The sequence below is a fragment of the Microbacterium sp. BH-3-3-3 genome (genome assembly GCF_007679045.1).
Taxonomy (GTDB): domain Bacteria; phylum Actinomycetota; class Actinomycetes; order Actinomycetales; family Microbacteriaceae; genus Microbacterium; species Microbacterium algihabitans.
This window is the reverse complement of sequence record NZ_VEFS01000006.1, coordinates 121,400-144,366: the sequence shown is the minus strand read 5'-3', so window position 1 is coordinate 144,366 and position 22,967 is coordinate 121,400. Positions and strand designations below refer to the sequence as shown.

General features: G+C 70.8%; 21 protein-coding genes. 5 read left to right on the top strand and 16 right to left on the bottom strand.

What is annotated here, in order from left to right; translation table 11 throughout:
* The first annotated feature begins 25 nt into the window (after positions 1-25).
* The 3 genes from glgX to glgB all read left to right on the top strand — a co-directional run bounded on the left by glgX (position 26) and on the right by glgB (position 6,404).
* Positions 26-2,116, top strand: coding sequence for a glycogen debranching protein GlgX (gene glgX / locus FS769_RS15485; protein ID WP_144834973.1), 2,091 nt, complete (start codon positions 26-28; stop codon positions 2,114-2,116).
* Between the two features lie 83 nt (positions 2,117-2,199).
* Complete coding sequence (locus FS769_RS15480; protein ID WP_144835055.1) at positions 2,200-4,269, top strand: alpha-1,4-glucan--maltose-1-phosphate maltosyltransferase; 2,070 nt, start codon at positions 2,200-2,202, stop codon at positions 4,267-4,269.
* Positions 4,266-6,404 (top strand): 1,4-alpha-glucan branching protein GlgB, encoded by a 2,139-nt coding sequence (gene glgB / locus FS769_RS15475; RefSeq protein ID WP_144834971.1) that lies wholly within the window; start codon positions 4,266-4,268, stop codon positions 6,402-6,404. The genes FS769_RS15480 and glgB overlap by 4 nt, the downstream gene beginning before the upstream one ends.
* A 121-nt stretch (positions 6,405-6,525) precedes the next feature.
* Here the strand turns inward: glgB and FS769_RS15470 are convergent, their stop codons facing one another.
* Complete coding sequence (locus tag FS769_RS15470) at positions 6,526-7,473, bottom strand: tetratricopeptide repeat protein (RefSeq protein ID WP_144834969.1); 948 nt, start codon at positions 7,471-7,473, stop codon at positions 6,526-6,528.
* Positions 7,470-9,248, bottom strand: coding sequence for a glycosyl transferase (locus FS769_RS15465; RefSeq protein ID WP_144834968.1), 1,779 nt, complete (start codon positions 9,246-9,248; stop codon positions 7,470-7,472). The genes FS769_RS15470 and FS769_RS15465 overlap by 4 nt, the downstream gene beginning before the upstream one ends.
* A gap of 171 nt (positions 9,249-9,419) precedes the next feature.
* Here FS769_RS15465 and FS769_RS15460 point away from each other — a divergent pair, with 171 nt between their 5' ends.
* Entirely contained in the window at positions 9,420-10,493 is a 1,074-nt protein-coding gene (locus tag FS769_RS15460; protein WP_144834966.1) for an AI-2E family transporter, read from the top strand.
* A 9-nt stretch (positions 10,494-10,502) separates the two neighbouring features.
* Here the strand turns inward: FS769_RS15460 and FS769_RS15455 are convergent, their stop codons facing one another.
* The 9 genes from FS769_RS15455 to rpsB all read right to left on the bottom strand — a co-directional run bounded on the left by FS769_RS15455 (position 10,503) and on the right by rpsB (position 17,307).
* The gene (locus FS769_RS15455; protein WP_144834964.1) at positions 10,503-11,225 is read right to left on the bottom strand and encodes an alpha/beta hydrolase; all 723 of its coding nucleotides are present in this window, start codon (positions 11,223-11,225) and stop codon (positions 10,503-10,505) included.
* On the bottom strand, positions 11,225-11,512 hold the full coding sequence (locus FS769_RS15450) for a hypothetical protein (RefSeq protein ID WP_144834962.1): 288 nt from the start codon (positions 11,510-11,512) through the stop codon (positions 11,225-11,227). Before FS769_RS15450 ends, FS769_RS15455 begins: the two co-directional genes overlap by 1 nt.
* Positions 11,513-11,521: 9 nt before the next feature.
* Complete coding sequence (locus FS769_RS15445) at positions 11,522-12,250, bottom strand: transglycosylase SLT domain-containing protein (RefSeq protein WP_313959276.1); 729 nt, start codon at positions 12,248-12,250, stop codon at positions 11,522-11,524.
* Positions 12,251-12,299: 49 nt separating this feature from the next.
* Entirely contained in the window at positions 12,300-12,875 is a 576-nt protein-coding gene (locus FS769_RS15440; protein WP_144834960.1) for a DivIVA domain-containing protein, read from the bottom strand.
* Positions 12,872-13,921: a phosphatidate cytidylyltransferase gene (locus FS769_RS15435; protein ID WP_144834958.1), complete on the bottom strand. Its 1,050-nt coding sequence runs from the start codon at positions 13,919-13,921 to the stop codon at positions 12,872-12,874. Before FS769_RS15435 ends, FS769_RS15440 begins: the two co-directional genes overlap by 4 nt.
* Positions 13,922-13,926: 5 nt before the next feature.
* Positions 13,927-14,481: a ribosome recycling factor gene (frr, locus tag FS769_RS15430; RefSeq protein ID WP_144834956.1), complete on the bottom strand. Its 555-nt coding sequence runs from the start codon at positions 14,479-14,481 to the stop codon at positions 13,927-13,929.
* Positions 14,482-14,558: 77 nt separating this feature from the next.
* Positions 14,559-15,275 (bottom strand): UMP kinase, encoded by a 717-nt coding sequence (gene pyrH / locus FS769_RS15425; RefSeq protein WP_186325582.1) that lies wholly within the window; start codon positions 15,273-15,275, stop codon positions 14,559-14,561.
* Positions 15,276-15,423: 148 nt separating this feature from the next.
* Complete coding sequence (gene tsf / locus FS769_RS15420) at positions 15,424-16,251, bottom strand: translation elongation factor Ts (protein WP_144834952.1); 828 nt, start codon at positions 16,249-16,251, stop codon at positions 15,424-15,426.
* A 153-nt stretch (positions 16,252-16,404) separates the two neighbouring features.
* Positions 16,405-17,307 (bottom strand): 30S ribosomal protein S2, encoded by a 903-nt coding sequence (gene rpsB, locus FS769_RS15415; protein WP_144834950.1) that lies wholly within the window; start codon positions 17,305-17,307, stop codon positions 16,405-16,407.
* A gap of 314 nt (positions 17,308-17,621) precedes the next feature.
* On the opposite strand from rpsB, the gene FS769_RS15410 reads away from it, so the two are divergent.
* Positions 17,622-18,119 carry a murein hydrolase activator EnvC gene (locus FS769_RS15410; protein ID WP_144834948.1) on the top strand — a complete coding sequence of 166 codons (498 nt, stop codon included), beginning with the start codon at positions 17,622-17,624 and terminating at the stop codon, positions 18,117-18,119.
* A 23-nt stretch (positions 18,120-18,142) separates the two neighbouring features.
* Here the strand turns inward: FS769_RS15410 and FS769_RS15405 are convergent, their stop codons facing one another.
* From FS769_RS15405 to FS769_RS15385, 5 genes are all read right to left on the bottom strand, one after another.
* Positions 18,143-18,772: a DUF3060 domain-containing protein gene (locus FS769_RS15405; protein ID WP_144834946.1), complete on the bottom strand. Its 630-nt coding sequence runs from the start codon at positions 18,770-18,772 to the stop codon at positions 18,143-18,145.
* A gap of 55 nt (positions 18,773-18,827) precedes the next feature.
* Complete coding sequence (locus tag FS769_RS15400) at positions 18,828-19,784, bottom strand: tyrosine recombinase XerC (RefSeq protein WP_144834944.1); 957 nt, start codon at positions 19,782-19,784, stop codon at positions 18,828-18,830.
* A 75-nt stretch (positions 19,785-19,859) separates the two neighbouring features.
* A complete protein-coding gene (dprA, locus tag FS769_RS15395; protein ID WP_144834942.1) occupies positions 19,860-21,017 on the bottom strand; it encodes a DNA-processing protein DprA in 1,158 nt (385 codons plus the stop codon).
* Positions 21,014-22,537, bottom strand: coding sequence for a YifB family Mg chelatase-like AAA ATPase (locus FS769_RS15390; protein ID WP_144834941.1), 1,524 nt, complete (start codon positions 22,535-22,537; stop codon positions 21,014-21,016). Before FS769_RS15390 ends, dprA begins: the two co-directional genes overlap by 4 nt.
* Positions 22,534-22,896 (bottom strand): YraN family protein, encoded by a 363-nt coding sequence (locus FS769_RS15385; protein ID WP_144834939.1) that lies wholly within the window; start codon positions 22,894-22,896, stop codon positions 22,534-22,536. The genes FS769_RS15390 and FS769_RS15385 overlap by 4 nt, the downstream gene beginning before the upstream one ends.
* Between the last annotated feature and the right edge of the window lie 71 nt (positions 22,897-22,967).

Sequence of the window (22,967 nt, the reverse complement as noted above, 5' to 3'; positions counted from 1 at the left end):
TGCCGCGGTGACTAGCCTATGACGCATGGTCCGACCCGAGACTGCCCTGCCCGCCCGCGCCTCCGCCCGCCCCGGGCTGCTGAGCCCGACCCTCGACGACCTGGGCGTGCGCCTGGGTCCCGACGGCGGCACGCTCCGCGTCTGGTCGGGAGCGGCGGATGCCATGCAGTTGCTGATCTTCGACGAGGTCGACCTCGACTGGGCGACCGAGACCATCACCATGACCCCCGTCGGCGCGGGCGTGTTCGAGGCGTCCTCCGCCCTCCTGCGTCCCGGCGCGCGGTACGCCATCCGCGTGGGCGGCCCGCACGGGCCCGGGCACACCTTCAACCCGCAGTCGCTGCTCGTCGAGCCCTACTCGCGCGGTCTCGTCTCGGGAAGCTACGGCGACTGGCGCTCGGTGGTCGTCGACGGCTCGTTCGACTGGGGCTCGTCGCAGAAGCCGCGGATCCCCCTCGACCGCACGGTCATCTACGAGGGCCACGTCAAAGGCCTGACCAAGCGGCATCCGTTCATCCCCCCGGCCCTGCACGGCACCTACGCCGGCCTCGCGCACCCCGCGATGATCGACCACCTGCTCTCGCTCGGCGTCACCAGCGTCGAGCTGCTGCCGGTGCACGCGTTCGCGACCGAGCCGCGCCTGCTGCAGCTGGGACTCGCGAACTACTGGGGTTACAACTCGCTCAACTTCTTCACCCCGCACGCGCCGTACGCGACCGCCGCGAGCCGCGCCGAGGGGCCCGAGGCGGTGCTGCGCGAGTTCAAGGGCATGGTGAAGCTCCTGCACGAGGCCGGGCTCGAGGTGCTGCTCGACGTCGTCTACAACCACACCGCCGAGGAGGGCATCGGCGGCCCGCGCACGAGCCTGCGCGGCATCGACAACCGCGCGTACTACCGCCAGACCGACGAGGGCGTCTACATCGACGAGACCGGATGCGGCAACGCGGTGAACACGTCGACGGATGCCGCTGCGCGCCTCGTTCTGGACTCGTTGCGGTACTGGAGCGACGAGGTGCAGGTCGACGGGTTCCGCTTCGACCTCGCCGTCACGCTGGGGCGCGACGCCCGCCACTCGTTCGATCCGGCACATCCGCTTCTGACCGCGATCCGCGACGATCCGTCGCTGGCGGACGCGAAGCTCATCGCCGAGCCGTGGGACGTCGGCATGGGCGGCTGGCAGACCGGCAACTTCGGCGAAGGCTGGCTGGAGTGGAACGACCGCTACCGCGACCGCGTGCGCAACTTCTGGCTCAGCGACATCGACTACGCGCGCCGCGCCGACACCGCCCCCGTCGGCGTGGGCGGCTTCGCCACGCGCCTGGCGGGGTCGTCGAACACGTTCAGCGAAGAGCGCGGGCCACTCGCGAGCGTCAACTTCGTCACCGCGCACGACGGGTTCACCCTGCGCGACCTCGTGTCGTACGACGTCAAGCACAACCTCGGCAACGGCGAGCAGAACCGCGATGGCGCCGACACCAACCGCTCGTTCAACCACGGCGCCGAGGGGAGCACCACCGACGAACGCGTGCTCGCCACCCGCCGCAAGGCCATGCGCAACCTGCTCGGCACGCTGCTGCTGTCGGCGGGGGTCCCGATGATCACGGCGGGCGACGAGATGGGCCGCACGCAGCGCGGCAACAACAACGCCTACTGCCACGACTCCGCCCTCACCTGGTTGTCGTGGAACCTCGCTCCGTGGCAGGAGCACCTGTTCGCGCACGCCCAACGGCTGCTGCGCCTGCGCCGCGACAACCCGGCGCTGCGCCCCCAGCGGTTCGCGCGCCTCGGCGAAGTGATCCCCTCGGCGTCGGTGATGGCGTGGTTCGACGAGCGGGGCGAGACGATGTCGAGCGAGCGCTGGAACGACCCGGCGCACCGCACTCTGCAGTACCTCGCCACCTCGACCCCCCAAGACGAGGAGCCCAACCGGGTGCTGCTCGTCGTGCACGGCATCGAGGCCGACACCGAGATCACGCTCCCCGACATCGACGGCGCGGTGTACGTCCCGCTGTGGTCGAGCGCCGATGAGACGCCGGTCGAGACCGCGGAGCGCTACGCCCCCGGCGACGTGGTCCCCGTGACGGGAGCGTCGATGCTGCTGTTCCGCGTCGACTGAACCGGGCCCGCTGTCAAGGCCGGAGCAAACCGTACGGCGATGTCGGCGGCCCGCGATAGGTTCGGACCGTGGCCACCACGACGATGCCTTCGCCCGAGCTGCCCTGGCGCAGCGCCGCCTCGATCCCGGTGCGTCCGGTCAAGCCGACGCCGACCACGCGCAGCGTCGTCACACCGCGCATCCCGATGGCGCTGCCGCACCCCAGCGTCCCCGGGGGGCGTTTCCGCCCCTCCGCCTACGTCGGCGAAGCGGTGCCCTTCACCGTCACCGCCTTCCGCGAGGGCCACGACCGCATCGGCGTGCAGGTGCGGCTGTTCTCGCCTTCCGGCGACGAGTCACTGCACCGACTGAGCCCGCTCAACGACGGATTCGACCGGTGGTCGACCCTCGTCGCGCCCCTCGAACAGGGCGTCTGGCGCTTCCGCTTCGAGTCGTTCGCCGACGACTTCGCCACGTGGGAGCACGCCGCCGATCTCAAGATCGCCGCGGGTGTCGACTCCGCGCTCATGCGCGAGATGGGCGCCCAGCTCTTCGACCGAGCGCGCGGCGAGAAGAAGCGACCCGGCAGCGACAAAGACCTGCTGTACGACGCGGCGCGCTCGCTGCGCGACCCCGACGTGCACGACGACACCGCGCTGCAGATCGTGCGCGACCCCGCCATCGCCGCGCTGTTCGACGCGCGCCCGATGATGGGCCTCGTCTCCGTCGGCAAAGACGCCGAGCTCCTCGTCGAGCGCGAGCGCGCCGGAGTCGGCGCCTGGTACGAGTTCTTCCCCCGCTCCGAGGGGGCACGCCGCGCCGACGACGGCAGCGTCATCAGCGGCACGTTCCGCACCGCCGCCGAACGCCTGCCCGGGGTGGCCGGCATGGGCTTCGACGTGCTGTACCTGCCCCCGATCCACCCGATCGGCCAGACCAACCGCAAGGGCCCCAACAACACCCTGGTCACCGAGCCCGGAGACCCCGGTTCGCCGTGGGCCATCGGCGGCGCAGCGGGCGGACACGACACCGTGCACCCCGACCTCGGCACGCTCGACGACTTCCGTGCGTTCGTCGCCGCCGCGCGCGACAACGGCATCGAGGTCGCGCTCGACCTGGCGCTGCAGGCCTCACCCGACCACCCCTGGGTCGCCGAGCACCCGGAGTGGTTCACGACCCTTCCCGACGGCTCGATCGCGTTCGCCGAGAACCCGCCGAAGAAGTACCAGGACATCTACCCGGTCAACTTCGACAACGACCCCGAGGGCATCCGCGCCGAGGTCCTGCGGGTCGTGCGGCACTGGATCGCGCAGGGCGTCACGATCTTCCGCGTCGACAACCCGCACACCAAGCCCCTGCAGTTCTGGGAGTGGCTCATCGCCACCGTCAGCGCCGAAGAGCCCGGCGCGGTCTTCCTCGCCGAGGCCTTCACGCGCCCCGCTCCCCTGCAGGGTCTCGCGATGGCCGGGTTCCAGCAGAGCTACACCTACTTCACGTGGCGCAACACGAAGGAAGAACTCGAGGAGTTCCTGGGCGGTCTCGCGCACGACACCGCCGACTTCCTGCGTCCGAACCTGTTCGTCAACACGCCCGACATCCTCACCGAGTACCTGCAGTTCGGCGGGCGCCCCGGCTATAAGATCCGCGCCGCGATCGCGGCGACGGCCGCGCCCACCTACGGCGTGTACGCGGGCTACGAGCTGTTCGAGAACGTCGCCCGACCGGGGTCGGAAGAGAACATCGACAACGAGAAGTACGAGTACAAGTTCCGCGACTGGGAGGCGGCCGAGGCCGCGGGCGACTCGCTCGCCCCCTACCTGCGCATGCTCAACGCCGCCCGACGCGCGCACCCGGCGCTGCGTCAACTGCGCAACCTCGACATCCACTGGAGTGACGACGAGGCCATCCTCGTCTACTCCAAGCACCTCGATGCCGCCCTCTCCCCCACGGGTGAGACCGACACGATCATCGTCGTGGCCAATGTCGACCCGCACTCCGCGCGCGAGACGACGGTGCACCTCGACACCACCGTGTTCGGGATCGAGCCCGGAACGTCGTACGACGTCGAAGACCTCGTGACCGGCCAGGTCTGGACCTGGGCCGACCACAACTTCGTGCGTCTCGACGCCTTCGCCGAGCCCGTGCACATCCTGCACGTCAAGGAGAACCGATGAGCACCCTTCCCCCCGAGATCCTCGACGCCGTGGCCCACGGCGCGCACCACGACCCGCACAGCGTGCTGGGCGTGCATGAGAGCAGCGACGGGTGGGTCATCCGCTCCCGCCGCCCGCTGGCGCACGACGTCCACGCGGTCCTCGCCGACGGCTCGACCGTGCCGCTCGCGCACGTGCGCGGCGGCGTCTGGGAGGCCACCGTCGACGCCCATCCCGGCGCCTACACGGTGCGCGCGTCGTACGACGGAAGCGAGCACGTCGCCGACGACGGCTATCGTCACGCCCCCTCGATCGGCGAACTCGACCTGCACCTGATCACCGAGGGGCGCCACGAGGAGCTGTGGCGCGTGCTCGGCGCCCACCCGCGCGTACTCGACGGCTCGAGCGGCACCGCGTTCACCGTCTGGGCGCCCGACGCACGGGCCCTCCGCGTGATCGGCGACTTCAACGGCTGGGACGGCACCGGCCACGCGATGCGCTCGATGGGCGGCAGCGGCGTCTGGGAGCTGTTCGTCCCGGGTGTCGGCGTCGGCACCCGGTACAAGTTCGAGATCCTCACGCGCGGCGGACAGTGGATCGAAAAGGCCGATCCGATGGCGCGTCTGGCGGAGGTTCCTCCCGCCACGGCATCCGTCGTGACCGATTCGACGTACGCCTGGGCGGACGACGAATGGATCGACGAGCGCTCGCGCACCGCGCCGATCGACCGACCGATGTCGATCTACGAGCTGCACCTCGGGTCGTGGAAGCAGGGCCTGTCGTACCGCGACGCGGCCGACGAGATCATCGACTACGTCGGCGCTCAGGGGTTCACCCACGTCGAGTTCCTGCCCTTGTCCGAGCACCCCTTCGGCGGCTCCTGGGGCTACCAGGTGTCGGGCTACTACGCCCCGACGAGCCGCTTCGGCGACCCCGACGACCTGCGCTACCTGATCGACCGGCTCCACCAGGCCGGCATCGGCGTCATCATGGACTGGGTTCCCGGCCACTTCCCGAAGGATGACTTCGCTCTCGCGCGCTTCGACGGCGAGCCCCTCTACGAGCACCCCGACCCCCGCCGAGGCGAGCACAAGGACTGGGGCACGCTCATCTTCGACTACGGCCGCAACGAGGTGCGCAACTTCCTCGTCGCGAACGCGCTGTACTGGTTCGAGGAGTTCCACGTCGACGGTCTGCGCGTGGATGCCGTGGCCTCCATGCTCTACCTCGATTACTCCCGCAACGACGGCGAGTGGGCGCCCAACCAGTTCGGCGGCCGCGAGAACCTCGAGGCGATCCGCTTCCTGCAGGAGGTCAACGCCACCTCGTACAAGCGCTACCCCGGCATCGCGCTGATCGCCGAAGAATCGACCAGCTTCCCCGGCGTCACCGCCCCCACCTCCGCCGCGGGCCTCGGCTTCGGCTTCAAGTGGAACATGGGCTGGATGAACGACTCGCTGCAGTACATCGGGCGCGATCCGATGTATCGCTCGCACCACGAGGGTGAGCTGTCGTTCTCGTTCGTCTACGCCTTCAGCGAAAACTTCATCCTGCCGATCAGCCACGACGAGGTCGTGCACGGCAAGGGCAGTCTCTTCGGCCGCATGCCCGGTGACCACTGGCAGAAGCTCGCCAACATGCGGGCCTTCCTCGCCTACATGTGGGGCCACCCTGGCAAGCAGCTGCTGTTCATGGGCCAGGAGTTCGGCCAGATGTCCGAGTGGTCGGAATCGCGCAGCATCGACTGGTGGATGCTCGACCAGCCCTCGCACGCGCAGCTGCACGACTTCGTCGCCGAGCTCAACCGCGTGTACAAGGACCAGGCTCCGCTGTGGTCGCGCGACCACGACGGAGCAGCGTTCTCCCGTCTGGGCGCGCCCGCGTGGAACCCCAACGTGCTCGCGTTCGCGCGCCGCGACCACCACGGCAACACGGTCGCGGTCGTGTGTAACTTCTCGGGAGTGCCGCTCGGCGACTTCCCGCTCGACCTGCCCGAGGCCGGAACCTGGACCGAGGTGCTCAACAGCGACGCGGAGGCTTTCGGCGGTTCGGGTCAGGGCAACCTGGGCGCTGTCGTGACCGACGCGCGGGGCAGCGCCACGCTGACCATCCCGCCGCTGGGTGTGCTCTGGTTGCACCACCGCGCCGGCAGCTGACAACCCATCGCGTGAAGGCCCCGATCCGCTTCTGCGGGTCGGGGCCTTCGCATGCCCGCAGGCGGCCGAAGCAAACGGCCCCGCCCCTCGAAGGAGGGACGGGGCCGACGGCGTCTCGCGATCAGAACAGCAGCGACGCCAGACGGGCGCGGGCCCGGATGACGCGCGCGTCGTCGTCACCGACGAGACCGAACAGCTCGAGCAGGCGCTCGCGCACCGAAGCGCGGTCGTCGGCCGGCAGCGCCTGGAAGAGGTCGAGCAGACGACCGAACGCGTCGTCGACATGACCGCCGACCACATCGAGGTCGGCCACGAGGAACTGCGCGTCGAGACCGGTCGGCTCCGCGGCCGCCGCGTCGCGCGCGGCCTGCAGGTCAGCGCCCTGCACCCGATCGAGCAGGCGCACCTGGCCGAGGCCGGCGCGGGCGTCGGCGTCGCGCGGGTTCTCGGCGAGGGCCTTCTCGTACGCGGTGATCGCGCGGGCGTAGTCGCCCTCCTCGATCGCGGCGAAGGCCTCGGCGTGCAGCGGGGGCAGCGGCGGCTCCTCGGGCGCGACGTCGTCGGTGACGCCGTCGACGGGCACCGTTCCGGTCACGCCGTGCTGCGCGGCCAGCTGCAGCAGTTGGGCGAACACGTCGCGCACCTGCTGCTCGGGCACCGCACCGGTGAACAGCGGAACGGGCTGACCGGCGACGAGGGCCAGCACCATCGGAATCGACTGCGCACGGAAGCCCTGCGCCAACTGCGGGTTGGCGTCGACGTCGACCTTGGCGAGCACCAGGCGGCCGCCGAGTTCGATGACGACCTTCTCGAGCACGGGGCTCAGCTGCTTGCAGGGACCGCACCACTCGGCCCAGAGGTCGATGACGACCGGCACGGTGCGCGAGAGCTCGAGCACCTCACCGAACGACGCGTCGGTGACGTCGAACACGAGCGGGCTCGCTCCCCCCGCGGGCGCCGGTGCGGCCGGGGCTCCGGCGGCGGGCGCAGCGGAAGGCTGCGGGCGGTTGCGCAGCGACGAGAGGTCGACGGCACCGCGCATGACGGAACCGGGGGCGGGAGTGCTCACGGGGACACCTTCGCTTCGAGGAGGCTGGAACGGTAACCGAGCAGGCGGATCTGATCATCGGAGCCCTGGCTGGGCACGTAGAAGAACACCTGATCGGAGTAGGTCGTGGTGAAGCCGGTCGCCGACTGGTCGACGCCGGTCAGAGCCTTGACCGCGGGGTTGTTGTCGAGCTTGATCACGGCGTCGGGGTTGGTGGGCTTGGCCGTGTCGCTCTCGTACACGTTGACGGCGACGATCGCACCGGTGTCGAGCGTGGCGAGGGCGATCGGCGTCGCCGGACCCGCGGAGGCCGAGAAGCTGATCTGCGCGGTGCCGGCACCGGTCTGATTGAGCTCGTCGGTGCGCTGCGTCTTGTTCGCCTGGATCGCGCTGAGCAGCAGGTCGTTGGCGGTGTCGAACGTGGTGTACGACGCGCTCTTGTCACCGTTGTTGATGATGTCGGCGTAGGCCGCGGCGACCTTGTCCGGAGCGAGCACGAGGAACGACGAGTCCGGCGGCACCTGGGTCGCGCCCACGTACGGGGCGGCGAGCTCGGGGAGGTTGGTCGAGGCCTCGAGGTTGCCGACGTACGACGCCTTGTACTCGTCCCAGGGCGAGTCCTGCGTCAGCATCATGATGGTCGTGGTGGGCGTCGCGGCATCCGCCGACTCCACCACCGTCATCACGGTGCGCGGCCAGGCGGCAGTGGTCTGCGGCAGCACGATCTGCACGGGCTCCGCCGGGATCGCCGGAAGGGCGGGGCGATCGCTCAGCGCGGCGCGCAGCGTGTAGTTGGTCTGACGCTCGGCGAGAGCGGGACCGGCCAGACGCTGGCTCGCCGCGTTCGCATCGAGGGCGGCGTCGGCTTCGGCGACCGTGCTCGACACGCGCGAGACGATGCGCTGAGCCTGCGCCTCGGTCACGGCCGGCGGGAACTGCCCCTCGGGAACGATCACCGTGGGCGACGGGCTCGGCGTCTCGGTCGCGGCCAGCTGGGGCCAGGCGTCGGCCGAGCACCCCGCCATCAGCGCCACCGAGACTCCGAGCGCGGGCACGGCGATCAGGGCACGGCGGGCGCCGCCGCGGCGCGATCGGCTGATCACGCCCTTGGCCTCGGCATCCGCGTCGACGGTCGAGATGGGCTCGGTGACCGGCAGCGGCAGACCCTTGCGGCGCGGGCGACGACGACGGCGGACGTGCAGAATGCCGAGCACGTACAGCACGACGCCGATGAACAGCACGACGCCGCCGCCGACGATGAGGGGGCCGGCCCACGGGGTCGAGTTGTCGATGGGCCAGGTCACGCTGATGTTCGAAGGGGCGGGAGCGGTGCCGTCGGATGCCACGAGCACGCTCATGTCGGAGGGCAGCTGCAGCGTCGTGGAGAGCGACCCGGTCTGCTCGTACTCGTCGAGCCACAGGTCGGAGTCGACGGGACTGCGTCCGGCGGCGGCGTCGGACGCGGGCGTCACCGTCGGCTCGACCGTCGCGGTCTGCACCGTGCCCTCACCGTCGACGGTCACCGCGGTGTACGGCACATCGGCCAGCCACGCCTTCATGTCGGCGGTGCGGCCGTACGAGGCGAAGACCTCGCCGTCGCCCTCGACACGCAGGGTCTGCGCGCCGGGGACGCTCGTCAGAACCGAGCCGTCGATGAGCGTGTAGGCCTCGCTCCCGTCGGTCTGCACGTTCGCCGACGCCTCGGACGGACCCTGGAAAACCGTGCGCTGGGCGATGCCCGCACCGATCATGGCGGCGGCGATGACGAACGCCACCACGGCCCAGACGAATCTCACGCTTCACACCATCCCCACCGGTGGCTCGGACGCCACCGAAGAATCGACGTTTCAGACTATCCGAGGGCGTCTGAAAGTTCTCGGCGAGGCCCGTCGTACGCTCCGAAGGCGCCGTGCTCAGTATCCTGACCACACGGGCACGACCGCCCGGCTGAGGCGGGAGCCGTTCCCATGAAGATCCACAACCCGTTCCGGGTCGCGTTGCTCGCGACGCTCGGCGTCGGCGTCGGCCTGCTCGTCATCGGCAGTGTGCAGAGCCTGTCGACGATCCTGCTCTACGTCGGCACGGCCCTGTTCCTCTCGCTCGGACTCGATCCGCTGGTGTCGTTCCTCGAGCGCCGCGGACTCCCCCGCTGGGCCGCCGTCCTGGTGACGATCCTCGGGGTGCTCGGCGTCTTCACCGGGATCGTCTTCATGGTCGTGCCGATCATCGTCGGCCAGATCGCTCAGCTCGTCGGGCAGATCGAACAGTTGCTGCAGCCCGGGGCGTGGAACGAGATCGTTCTGAACGTGCAGACGTGGGTGTCGCAGACCCTCCCCTGGCTCAAGATCGACGACGTCTGGGCCAGCGTGCAGCAGTGGCTCTCGACCCTCGATGTCGGATCGATCTCCACGATCGTCGGAAACAGCCTGCTCACGGGCGCCGGCGCGGTCGCCGCGGGCCTGGGCGGCGCGTTCATCGTGCTCATCCTCACGATCTACTTCACGGCATCCACCCCCTCGCTGAAGTCGGCCGTCTACCAGCTCGTCCCGGCGTCGAAGCGCGCCCGGTTCATCGAACTGGCCGAGAAGATCACCGACTCCGTGGGCTACTACGTCATGGGGCAGGTCAGCCTCGGTGTGATCAACGGCGTGCTCAGCGCGATCTTCCTGTCGATCATCGGCGCCCCCTTCCCCGCGGTGCTGGCCGTGGTGGCGTTCTTCTTCTCGCTCATCCCGCTGGTGGGCACCCTGACCGGCTCGACGATCATCGTGCTGACGTGTCTGCTGCCGGGGCTCGGGTCGCCGAGTCTGGCGTTGATCGCGCTGATCTACTACCTCATCTACATGCAGATCGAGGCGTACGTGATCTCGCCGCGCATCATGAACCGCGCGGTGTCGGTGCCCGGTTCGGTCGTCGTCATCGCCGCCCTCGCCGGTGGCGCGCTGCTCAACCTTCTCGGCGCGCTCATCGCGATCCCGGTCGCCGCGAGCGTGCTGATCATCTACCGCGAGGTCATCATCCCGCGGCAGAACGAGCGCTGAGCCGCCGTCTCAGTCGGCGAGCGGGCCGTCCCACTCGACCGGCAGAGGGAGCGCGTCGGGATTCACCGCGGCGACGATCTCGGTGAGGACGCGTCGCGTCTGGGTCTCACCGACCCACAGGTGCTTTCCGCCCTCGACCGCGATGAGCGTGGCATCCGGAACCGATGCGAAGCGCTCGCGGGCCTCGTCCGGCCGCAGGTAGTCGTCGAACTCCGGAACGAGCACGACCATGCGCCGCGCATCGCCCGCCCACGCCGCCACCTCGTCGGCCGTGGCGCGGTGCAGGGGCGGCGAGAGCAGGATGACGCCCTCGATGTCGTGATCGCGGCCGTACTTCAGCGCGAGCTCGGTGCCGAACGACCAGCCGACGAGCCAGGGTCGCGGGAGCCCTCGCTCGCGCGCGAAGTCGACCGCGGCGGCCACGTCGAAGCACTCGGCCGCGCCTCCGTCGAACGAGCCCTCGCTCGTCCCGCGCGGCGAGGTCGTGCCGCGGGTGTTGAACCGCAGGACCGCCAGATCGGCCAGGGCCGGCAGACGGCCCGCCGCCTTGCGCAGGATGTGCGAGTCCATGAAGCCGCCGGCCGTGGGGAGCGGATGCAGGGTCACCAGCGTCGCGACCGGGTCGCGGTCCGCGGGCAGGGCGAGTTCACCGACGAGGGTGAGCTCGTCGACCGTGCGCAGTTCGATGTCCTCGCGTCGAGCGGGGAGAAGGACGGGTCCGCGAATCTCCATCAGGCGATCCTCCAACAGTGCGTGTGCCAATGTCTGCGTGCGGCGAGGTCGGCGGCGTCGCCGAGCACGCCGTCGGCACGCCAGACGACGAGGTGAGCCGTTCCGACGGTCACGGTGCGTCCACACCCGGGGCAGAGGTACTCCTTCTGCGCCTGCGGGGCCGAGATCGGTTGGACGGTCCACTCGACGCCACGCTTGACCTCGATGCGCTTCCAGCCGGCGATGAGGCGATCGAGCGACGCGTCGCCGCGGCCCGGATCGGGACGCCGCTTACGGGAGCGGGGCATGGGCGCCGCTCACCACCAGTGGTTGCTGGTCCAGAAGGCGTACGCTTTCGCCCAGCTGCCGTAGCGGCCCACGGCGTAGCCCGTGCCCCAGCGGAGGTTGTCGACCGGGTCGTAGCCGTTCCCTGGCACCTTGCTGCAGGGCAGCGCCTGCACGAGACCGCATGCGCCCGAGGAACGGTTGGTCGCGTTGGGGTTCCACCCGCTCTCGCGGCTCACGATGTAGTCGACGTAGCCCATGTCGGCCTCGGAGATGCCGGCCGCGGCCATCCAGTCGGCGGGAGCGCCGCCGCCGCTGTACTTCACCGGGCCGCCCCCGCCCGAGGACGAGCCGGAACCCGAACCGGAGCCCGACTTCTTCGAGCCCGACGACGTCGGTGTGGGGGTCGGCGTCGGCTTCGGCTTCACGTACACGTTGTAGCTGGAGCGCTCGAGAGACGGGGCTTGCTTCTCGCCCGTGGTCGACACCGACTGCACGTCGTCGAGACCCTGGGCGTACAGAGTGACCGTCTTGGGTCCCTCGGCCTGGGCGGGCTGCAGAGCGGCGCCCATAGGGCCGACGTACGCAGCGGCGAACAGCACCGCGGCGCAGGCGCCGAACACACCGACGACGCCGCGACGACGCGACCACCGCGGGGCGGTGCGCCGCGGGAGGGCCGGCGGCACGACGTCACCGGCCGAGCCGCCCCGACGGGCGACGCGGCGAGACGATGCGCGCGAGAGTTCCGAACCAGAAGTCACAGTGACGCCGATTCTACCGACGCATTGCGGCGGCTGCCATCCGCGCGGCTCATCCGACAGCGAGCATGACTTCGACGACGGCATCGAGCACGGCGTCGACCTGGGTCTCGCGGTACCCGCCGCGCTGCAGACGGAAGGCGACGGCGCGCACCTGCTCCGCCGTCACGGGATCACCCGCGGCGAGATAGCGGGCCACGCGATCGGCGACGACGTCGACCTCGTCGACGCGGTACCCGAAGTGCATCCAGCCGACGCGCTCGAAGCGTTCACCGCGCGGGCGCTGCAACCTGTCGAGCACCACCTGCGCCGTGTCGCGGGTCTCGGCGACCCAGGCGCGCGCGCCCAAGCGCGACAACGCGTGCTCCCGCTCCCGCGCGGCGAAGGCGTCTTCGACGCGACCGAGGGCCGCATCGACGGCGTGCACGGCGTACCCGCCCTTCACGAGGGGAAAGGCGACGGCGCGGATCTCGGAGGAGCGGAGAGTTCCGGTCTCGTCCTGCTCGAAGGCCTCGCGGGCCTTGGCGAGGAAGGCGTCGACGGCGCGCTTCTCGTAGCCCTGCGCCCGCCCGGTCACGGTGGGGAACGGCGTCGCGGCCGCACGGTCGTGGATCGGGGTATCGCTCATGACACTCCCAACGGGGCGAGCAGGTAGTACAGGGCCAAGGCGGCCGTGGCCGACGGCAGGATCGAGTCGAGACGGTCGAGCACCCCGCCGTGGCCGGGCAGCCACGAGCTCATGTCTTTGATGCCGAGGTCGCGCTTGACCATCGACTCCCCGAGGTCGCCCACCGTCGCTGTCGCGAGAACCACGGCGCCGAAGATCAACCCGGCCCACCAGGGCACCTGCAACATGAACACCGCGAGCAGCGCACCGGCGATGAGAGCCGCAGCACACGCGCCCGCGAAGCCTTCCCAGGTCTTCTTCGGGCTGATGCGAGGGGCCATCGGATGCCGTCCGCCCCGGCCGAACGTCAGGCCCGAGACGTAGGCGCCGGTGTCGGCGGCCACTGCGAGAATGAGGAACGCCAGCACCCACCATTCTCCGCGCGGCTGCGCGAGCAGGATCGTCGCGAGCGAGGTGAGGAACGGCACGTAGAGCTGCACGAACGAGGCGACGAGCACGTCGCCGATGACCTCGATGTGCGCGCGCCCGTCGTCGGCGAACATCTGGGCGGTGAGACGCCAGACGATGACGACCGCGATGGCCACCAGCAGGGCGATCCAGTGCACCCACGGCCCGAGGAAGAACCCGCTGAGCAGCAGCAGGAAACCCATCGCGAGCTGCGGGACGACGTCGACCTTGCGTCCGGCGACCTGCAGGGCGCGGGAGAACTCCAGCACGCCCAACACCATCGCGGTCGCCGCGAACAGCACGAACAGCCACTTCACGAAGATCAGCGAAGCGACGACGATCACGCCGATCGCGACACCGATGAGCGTGGCGACGATGAGGTCGCGGCCGGTGCGCTGCTTCAGACGCTCGTTGGCCTGATCGAACTCCGCACGGGCGTGGGCGATGTTGCGCTCCGCGTCGGTGCGCATCGCGCGCAGCTGCGCTTCGATGGCGGTGGCGTTCTCGCCCGTGACCGGCGCGCGCCGAGCCGACTCGGCACGACGGGTCCCGCGCTTGTCGAGGGGTCCGGTGTCGCCAATCTCAGGGGCGTCGGGCATGGGGGTCAGACCTCGAGCAGCTCGGCCTCTTTGCGCTTGAGAGCCTCGTCGATCTGGTCGACGTGGGTGCGCGTGACGGTGTCGAGCTCCTTCTCGGCGCGGACGAGTTCGTCTTCGCCGACGTCGCTCTTGAGGGCGTCGAGGTCGTCCTTGGCCTTGCGGCGGAGGTTGCGCACCTGCACCTTGGCGTCTTCGCCCTTGCCTCGCACGATCTTGACGTACTCCTTGCGGCGGTCCTGGGTGAGCTCGGGCATGGTGACGCGCACGATGGTGCCGTCGTTGGTGGGGTTCACCCCGAGGTTCGGCATGTCGCGGATGGCCTGTTCGATGGCCTTCAACGCGGACTTGTCGTAGGGGTTGATGACGAGGGTGCGAGCCTCGGGGTTGTTCAGCGACGCGAGCTGCGCCAGCGGGGTCGGCGAGCCGTAGTAGTCGACCAAGACCTTCTGAAACATCTGGGGGTTCGCGCGTCCGGTGCGGACGGTCGCGAAGTCCTCCTTGGCGGCCTCGACGGCGCGATCCATGCGCGCTCCGGCTTCGGCGAGGACATCGGCGATCACGGTGACTCCATTCGTTGGAACTGGCTTCTCAGTCTAGTCGCGCGCGGGCCCGGCTCCCCGGGCCCGCGCGCGGCGCGTCACGCGGTGACGAGGGTGCCCATCGTCTCGCCGAGCAGCGCCTGGGTGACGTTACCGGCCGGCTCCATGCCGAACACCCGCATGTCCATTCCGTTGTCCATGCAGAGGCTGAACGCGGTCGAGTCGACGACCTTGAGGCCCTTCTGCAGGGCGTCTCCGTAGGTCACGTGGTCGAGCTTGGTGGCCGAGGGGTCGGTGCGCGGGTCGGCGGTGTAGACGCCGTCCACACCGTTCTTCGCCACGAGCACCTCGGTCGCGCCGATCTCGAGCGCGCGCTGGGCGGCCACGGTGTCGGTGGAGAAGTAGGGCAGGCCCGCGCCGGCGCCGAAGATCACGACGCGGCCCTTCTCGAGGTGGCGCATCGCGCGGCGCGGAATGTAGGGCTCGGCGACCTGGGTCATCGAGATGGCCGACTGCACGCGCGTGGCGGCGCCGGCCTGCTCGAGGAAGTCCTGCAGGGCGAGGGCGTTCATGACCGTGCCCAGCATTCCCATGTAGTCGGCGCGCCCGCGGTCCATGCCGCGCTGGCTGAGCTCGGCTCCGCGGAAGAAGTTGCCTCCGCCCACGACGATCGCGATCTCGACGCGATCCGTCGCCTCGGCGATCTCTCGGGCGATCTGGCTGACGACGTCGGGGTTCACGCCCAACTGGCCTCCGCCGAACGCCTCCCCCGACAGCTTCAGCAGTACTCGGCGGCGCTTGGTGGCTGCATCCATCACGTGATGTGTCCTCTCGTCTTGAACAAACTATCCCCCTGCCCGTCGCGACCGATACGGCGGGTCACCGACGGAGCGCGGGCAGGGAAAAGGCCCGGGATGCCGTGGCATCCCGGGCCTTCTGACGGGCCGTGAGCCTGTCTCGGGGTTACGCGCCGACCTTGAAGCGCGCGAAGTCGGTCAGCGTGAGACCGGCGTCGGACGCGACCTTGGCGACGGACAGCTTGTTGTCCTTCGCGTAGTCCTGGTCGAGCAGGGCGACCTGCTTGAAGAACGCGTTGACGCGGCCTTCGACGATCTTGGGCAGGGCGGCCTCGGGCTTGCCCTCGTTGCGGGAGATCTCGGTGACGATCTCGCGCTCCTTGTCGACGTCGGCCTCGGGCACGGCGTCGCGGGTGAGGTACGAGGGGTTCGCGAACGAGATGTGCTGCGCGATCGAGCGAGCGGTCTCGGCGTCGTCACCGGTGTAGGCGAGCACCACGCCGACCTGCGGGGGCAGGTCCTTGCTGGTCTTGTGCAGGTAAACCTCGAACTTGTCGCCCGAGATGGTGCGCACGCGACGGAGCTCGACCTTCTCGCCGATGATCGCGGCCTCGTCCGAGATGAGCTGCTCGACGGTCTTGCCGTCGACGTCGGCGGCCAGGGCGGCCTCGACGGAGTCGGCACCGACGGCGGCGGCCGCGTCGACGACCTTGTCGGCCAGAGCGATGAAGCGCTCGTTCTTGGCGACGAAGTCGGTCTCGCAGGCGAGCTCGAGCAGGGTGACCGAGCCGTTGTTCTCGCGCGCGGCGACGAGGCCCTCGCTGGTCGAACGGTCGGCACGCTTGGCGTTGCCCTTGGCACCCTTGAGGCGCAGGATCTCGACGGCCTTCTCGACGTCGCCGTCAGCCTCTTCGAGCGCCTTCTTGGTGTCGACCATGCCCGTGCCGAGCTGCTCGCGCAGCGCCTTGATGTCGGCGATCGTGAAGTTTGCCATGGTGTGGCGTCTCCTTGTCGTTTGCGTTCTGTATGTGAGCCCGGCGGGGCCGTGTCGCCGCCCTCCGAAGAGGGGGCTGTCACGACCCCGCCGGATCGTAGCCTGTGCGGGTGGCGCACCGTTCACGCGGAGGCGAACAGAGTGCCTCGCGGCTTACTTGCTGTCGGTGGCCTCGGCGTCGGCGTCGGCGTCGGCGGCCGGAACCTCGGTCGACTCGGCGGCGGGGGCCTCGTCGGTCGCCTCAGCGGCAGGAGCCTCATCGGTCGACTCGGCGGCGGGCGCCTCGGTCGACTCGGCGGGGGTCTCGAGCAGCTCGCGCTCCCACTCGGCGAGGGGCTCAGCGGTCTCTTCTTCGCCGGCGGGCTGGTGACGCTGGATGAGGCCCTCGGCGGCGGCGTCGGCGATGATGCGCGTGAGCAGGCTCACCGAGCGGATCGCGTCGTCGTTGCCGGGGATCGGGTACTGGAACTCGTCGGGGTCGGCGTTCGTGTCGAGGATGCCGATGACGGGGATACCGAGCTTCTTGGCCTCGTCGACCGCGAGGTGCTCGCGCTTGGCGTCGACGACCCAGATGGCCGAGGGGGTCTTCTGCAGGTTGCGGATACCACCGAGCGACTTGTGCAGCTTGTCGAGCTCGCGCTTCTTGAGCAGGAGCTCCTTCTTGGTGAAGCCGCTCTCAGCCGGGTTCTCGTAGTCGAGCTCCTCGAGCTCCTTCATGCGGGCGAGGCGCTTCGACACCGTCTGGAAGTTGGTGAGGAGGCCACCGAGCCAGCGCTGGTTGACGTAGGGCTGGCCCACGCGGGTCGCCTGCTCGGCGAGGACTTCCTGCGCCTGCTTCTTGGTGCCGACGAAGAGGATGGTGCCGCCGTGCGCGACGGTCTCCTTGACGAACTCGTACGCCTTGTCGATGTACCCGAGCGACTGCTGCAGGTCGATGATGTGGATGCCGCTGCGCTCGGTGAGGATGAAGCGCTTGACCTTCGGGTTCCACCGGCGGGTCTGGTGTCCGAAGTGAACGCCGCTGTCGAGCAGCTGGCGGATGGTGACGACGGCCATGGTCGTACTCCTGTTTCTGGGCGCTTTCGCGCCGTGGTTGTGGTTGTTCGCGTCAGACGGTCCGTCTGACGAGCCTGGTGCCCGGCGCACACCCGCCGACCGCCGAAGCGGTGGACCATGGGGTGTGGATGCCGCGCGGTGCGCTACCCGTGAGGGCGACGCGATGCGCTGTGGGCACGCGGAGTCATCCCGACATGCGAGATGCACCCCCCAGCATACAGGACGCCTCCTCCCCACAGCGCCTTCCGCCGCGCGCGTGCACCGAGGCGGCGATGGAGCCCGCGCGGCCTCACGAAGGCGGTGAGACTGCCGGCATGTCTCCCGTTCGGCTCCGTCTCGCCCGCGCTCTGGTCGTGCTCACCGCGATCGTCCTGGTCTGCGGGGCGGCCGGTCCGGGGAACCCCCTCTCGACGAAGGGATGGGTCTGGCCGACCGACCCGGTACAGGTCGTCCGCCCCTTCGAGGCTCCCGCGCACGCGTACGGCCCGGGTCATCGCGGCCTCGACCTGATGGCGTCGGGTAGCGTGCGCTCCCCCGCTGACGGCCGGATCGCGTTCGCGGGCGAGGTCGCCGGGCGCGCGGTGGTCACGATCGACCACGGCGACGGGCTGGTGACGACGCTCGAACCGGTCGCGACGGAGCTCGCGGTGGGCGATGCCGTCGCGCGGGGAGCCCCCGTGGGGGTCGTGTCGACGGGCGGGCACACGAGCCGCGGCGAGGTGCATTTCGGCGTGCGCCTCGACGGCGTCTACGTCAATCCGCTGCGCTTGCTCGGAGGAGTGCCGCGTGCGGTCCTCCTCCCCTGCTGTTGACCGCGGAGGGCGGGCGGATTCCGTCACCCGACCTGGTTGCCGCGCCCCTCGACCGTGGTGGAGCCGACTCCGCCGTCTGCGCGGACGACGTTGTCCTGACCGCGCACCGTGACCGACGAGACCGTCCCGCCCGACTGCACGGTCGTCCGGTCGCCGCTGAGGTCGGCGCTGCCGATCGCTCCGGCGGAGGTGACGGAACCGTCGTTCCCCTGCACCACGAGCGAGTCGACGGATGCGACGGTCACCCGCGCGCGATCGCCCGAGATGCGCAGGGTCTGCACCGTGGCGCCCGACGCGTCGACGGTGAGCGCCGAGCCCGAGACGTCCAGCTCGGAGCAGGTGCCGACGATCCGCACTGTCTGTTCGGCGCCCGACACGCTCTGCGAGCCGCCGTCACCGCACGAGAGGGCACCGGGGTCGTCGCTGGGTGCCGAGGGCGCGGTCGTGGGGGCAGGCGCGACGCTCGTCGACGGTGCCGGCGAGAGGGTGACGACCGAGGGCGAGGGCACCGACACGGTCGGGGCGGGGGCGGATGCCGACATGCCGGGCGGGAGGCGCGTCTCGACGGGCTGCGGGACCGGTGCGCACGCCGCGAGAGCGGCCGCCAACGCGAGGGCACCTGTCAGCAGGGCGGGTGTTCGGGCTCTTCGCACTCCCCCACGCTAGGACGCGGGCGTGCGTGGCGCCACCGCGGCGCGCGGAGCCGGGTCAGGCTCGGGGGTGCGCGAGCCGGTAGGCCTCGCGCAGCCGTTCGGCCGAGACGTGGGTGTAGATCTGCGTCGTCCCGAGGCTCGCGTGTCCCAGGATCTCCTGCACCGAGCGGAGGTCCGCGCCGCCGTCGAGCAGGTGGGTGGCCGCGGAGTGCCGGAGGGCGTGCGGGCCCAGCACCTCGGCTCCGACGCTCGGGGCGACGGTGGCGGAGACGAGCGCGTGCACCGCGCGCGGGCCGAGACGGCCGCCCTTCGCACCGAGGAACACGGCGCGCGGCGCTCGCTCGACGACACGGCCGCGCGAGACGGCCGGCTCGGAGGCATCGGCAGCCGCAGCCGAGGCACGCGTCAGGAGCACGGGTCGACCGCGCACGAGATAGGCCTGCAGAGCCTGTTCGGCGGGCAGGCCGAACGGGACGACCCGCTCTTTGTCGCCCTTCCCGCGCACGCGGAGGGTGCGACGCTCGTGGTCCATGTCGTCGAGGTCGAGCCCGCAGATCTCCGACACGCGGGCGCCGGAGCCGTAGAGCACCTCGAGCACGGCGTGGTCGCGCAGAGCGAGAGGGTCACCGTCCGCGGCGCGCACGCGGGCGGCCTCGAGAACGCCGTCCAGCGCCTCCGCCGTCGCCACGGTCGGCAAGGTGCGGCCCCGCTTGGGCGTCACCAGACGCTGCGACGGGTCGAGCGCGATGATCTCCTCCTCCACCGCCCACGAGAACAGGCCGCGCACGCTCGAGGTGCGCCGCGCAGACGTCGCCTTCGACTGCCCCGCCTTGGTGGCCCGCCACTGCCACTCCCGCAGGTCGTCGACGCTCAACGACTCGATGGCACCGTCGCCCACCGCGCCGACGAGATCGGTCAGATCCGATCGGTAGGCACGGACCGTCGCGGGCGACAGCCGCCGCACCTCGGCGAGGTGGGTCAGATACCCCTCGACGGCTTCGGACAGACGCATGGCTTCAGCCTGCCCGTGCCCGCCAAACCCGTGTGCACGCCACGCGCAGAGCGGGGAAGCACGGCACGCCCCTGCTCATCGCCCCTCCCCAGCGCTCGTCGCGCGCCACAGCCCGGCGTCGTCGCGCGCGACGCGGCCCTCGAGCTCGGCGAACCCCAGCAACACGCCCGCCTCGTCAGGGGCCAGACCGCTGCGCCGAGCCACTTCGGTGGTCGACCGGGGCGAGCGTGCCGACAGCGCATCGAAGAGGCGCACGACCTCGGGAGCGGGGCGGTCGTCGGCGACCGATGGCTCACCTCTCGCGCCCAACATGTCCCAGACATCCGACGCCGAGGTGATGCAAACGCCGCCGTATTCGCGCAGAACCCGATGGCACCCGGCCGAGGCGGCGCTGGTGACCGGACCGGGCACCGCCCCGAGCGGCCGACCGAGGCTCGCCGCGTGCGCCGCGGTGTTGAGCGAGCCACTGCGCCACCCCGCCTCGACGACCACCACCGCGTCGGCCAACGCGGCGATGAGTCTGTTGCGCGCCAAAAACCTCCACTTGGTCGGCGCCGCTCCGCACGGGGTCTCGCTCCACACCGCGCCTCGGGCGGCGATCTGCCCCAGCAGGGCCTCGTGTCCGCGGGGGTACGGGCGGTCGACCCCTCCGGCCAGCACGGCGATCGTCGCTCCCCCGGCGGCCAGAGCGGCGCGATGGCACGCGCCGTCGACCCCGTACGCGGCTCCCGACACGACGGCGGCTCCCGCAGCGGAAAGATCCCCCGCGAGGTCGGCGGCGACCCCCTCGCCGTACGCTGTCGCCGCACGCGCTCCGACGAGGGCGATCGTCGGGGCGGCGGCCGTCTCGTGTCCGCCGCGACGCCAGAGCGCGAGCGGGGCATGGTCATCGAGGTCGTCGAGCCGCGTCGGCCATGCGGGATCGCCGGGGACGACGAACCGCGCCTCCGCACGTCGGGCCGATGCGAGAGCCGCCTCGATCGCCGTGGGCTGCAGACGCGGCATCCACCGCGCGCGTGCCGGGGCCAGCTCGGGCGCCTCGTCACTCGTCGCGATGCGCAGCGCCTCCCGCGCGCCATAGGTGCGGATGAGCGCGCCCGCCACCCCGTCTCCGGGTTCGACCAGCACGTTCCACACGACGCGGGCGTAGACGTCGCTCGGGTCGGTGGAGTCACCGGGCCGCACCGCCGCCAGGTCCGCGGCGGCGCGCGGCGAGGGATCGAGGGCGGTCACGTGCGGGATCCCTGCCGAAGGAAGAGCGCTCGGCCGACGTCGTCGGCACGCAGGTCGTCGTGCCCGGCGAGGTCGGCCACCGTCCACGCGACCCGGACCAGACGGTCGTAGCCGCGCAGGGTGAGGGCGCCGCGGCGCAGGGCCGTGTCGAGCGGGCGCAGCACGTCGGCCGCGGGCGCTGCGGGTCCGCGGAGCCAGGTGCCGGGCACGTCGGCGTTGCGCCGCCAGGGGGTCTGCGCCCACCGGTGCGCCGCGCGGGCGCGGGCGGATGCCACGACCTCGCGCGCCTGGGCGGTGCTGGTGGGCTGCACATCCTTGGCCTGTCGCGCCGACGACACCCGCTGCAGGCGCAGATCGATGTCGATGCGGTCGAGAAGGGGACCCGACAGTCGACGGGTGTACCGGCGGATCGCCTGCGGCGCGCACTCGCAGGATCCGCCCGCGACCCCGTACTGGCCGCACGGACACGGGTTCGTCGCGATGACGAGCTGGAACCGGGCCGGATAGGTGGCGGACACCCCCGACCGGTGCACCTGGATGACGCCGCTCTCGAGCGGTTGCCGCAGGGCGTCGAGCACGGCGGCGGAGAATTCTCCTCCTTCATCGAGGAAGAGCACGCCTTCGCTTGCACGCGCGATGGCACCCGGACGCACGATGCCCGATCCGCCCCCGATCAAGGCCGCGGCGGTCGCTCCGTGGTGCGGGCTCTCGAAGGGAGGCGTCCGAGAGAGCCGCGTCACCGTCTCGCCCGCGAGCGATCGCACCGAAGCGACCGACAGCGCCGCCTCGTCGTCGAGCGGAGGCAGGATGCCGGGCAAGCGTCGGGCGAGCATCGTCTTGCCCGCACCGGGCGGACCGCTCATGAGGATGTGGTGCCCGCCCGCTGCCGCCACCACGAGCGCATCGACCGCCTCGGACTGCCCGACCACGTCGGCGAGCTCGAGCGGCGCATCGTCGGCGGCCGCGGCGGTGGGAGCATCGACGGGGGCGAGATCGGGCGCATCGCAGGATCCGCCGTGCCAGCGCACCACCTCCGCGAGGCACACCGCGGCGAAGACCTCGATGCCCTCGACCAGCCGCGCCTCCGCGGCGTTGGCGACGGGCACGACGACCCGCCGCACTCCCCCGCGGTGCGCGGCGACCACCGCCGGCAGCACGCCCGGAACGGGACGCAGCCGCCCGTCGAGACCGAGTTCGCCGAGGTGCACCGTTTGCGCGACGTGATCGGCATCCATCCGCACGCTCGTGGCGAGGGCGGCCACGGCGATCGCCACGTCGAACCCCGAGCCGCGCTTGGGCAGGCTCGCCGGTGAGAGGTTCACCGTCACACGGCGTTTGGGAAGGTCGAGGCCGCGGTTGGCGCAGGCGTTGCGCACGCGTCGGCCGGCTTCGCCGAGCGCCTTGTCGGCCAGCCCGATGATGGCGAACTCCGGCATCTGCGGCGATACGTCGGCCTCGACCTCGACGAGGTCGCCCCGCAGGCCCGAGAGGGCGATGGCCCAGGTGCGCGCGACGGTCACAGCGCGTCTTCGAGGTGCTCGAGGCGTGCCGTCGCGGGGTCTTCGCCGATGAGTCCGATCGCGTCGATGCGCAGGGCGCGCCCGCGGGCTTCGTCGGGGTGCGCGGCGAGCCACGCCATGGCCAGTCGCCACAGCCGCTCGGCCTTGCGGCGGTCGATCGCCTCGAACGGGTGACCGAACGCCTCGCTGCGGCGCGTCTTCACCTCGATCACCACGAGGGTGTCGTCGCGCTCGGCGACGATGTCGATCTCGCCCTGCGGGCACCGCCAATTGCGGTCGATGATGCGGTAGCCGTCGTCGCTCAGGAAGGCGACGGCGCGCTCTTCTCCGGCTCGGCCGAGGTCGTCTTTCGCTGCCATGCCCGAGAGCGTGGCATCCGGATGATCCCTCGCGCGGGGAGGACGGCGCCATCTGTGGACAAGCCCCGCAG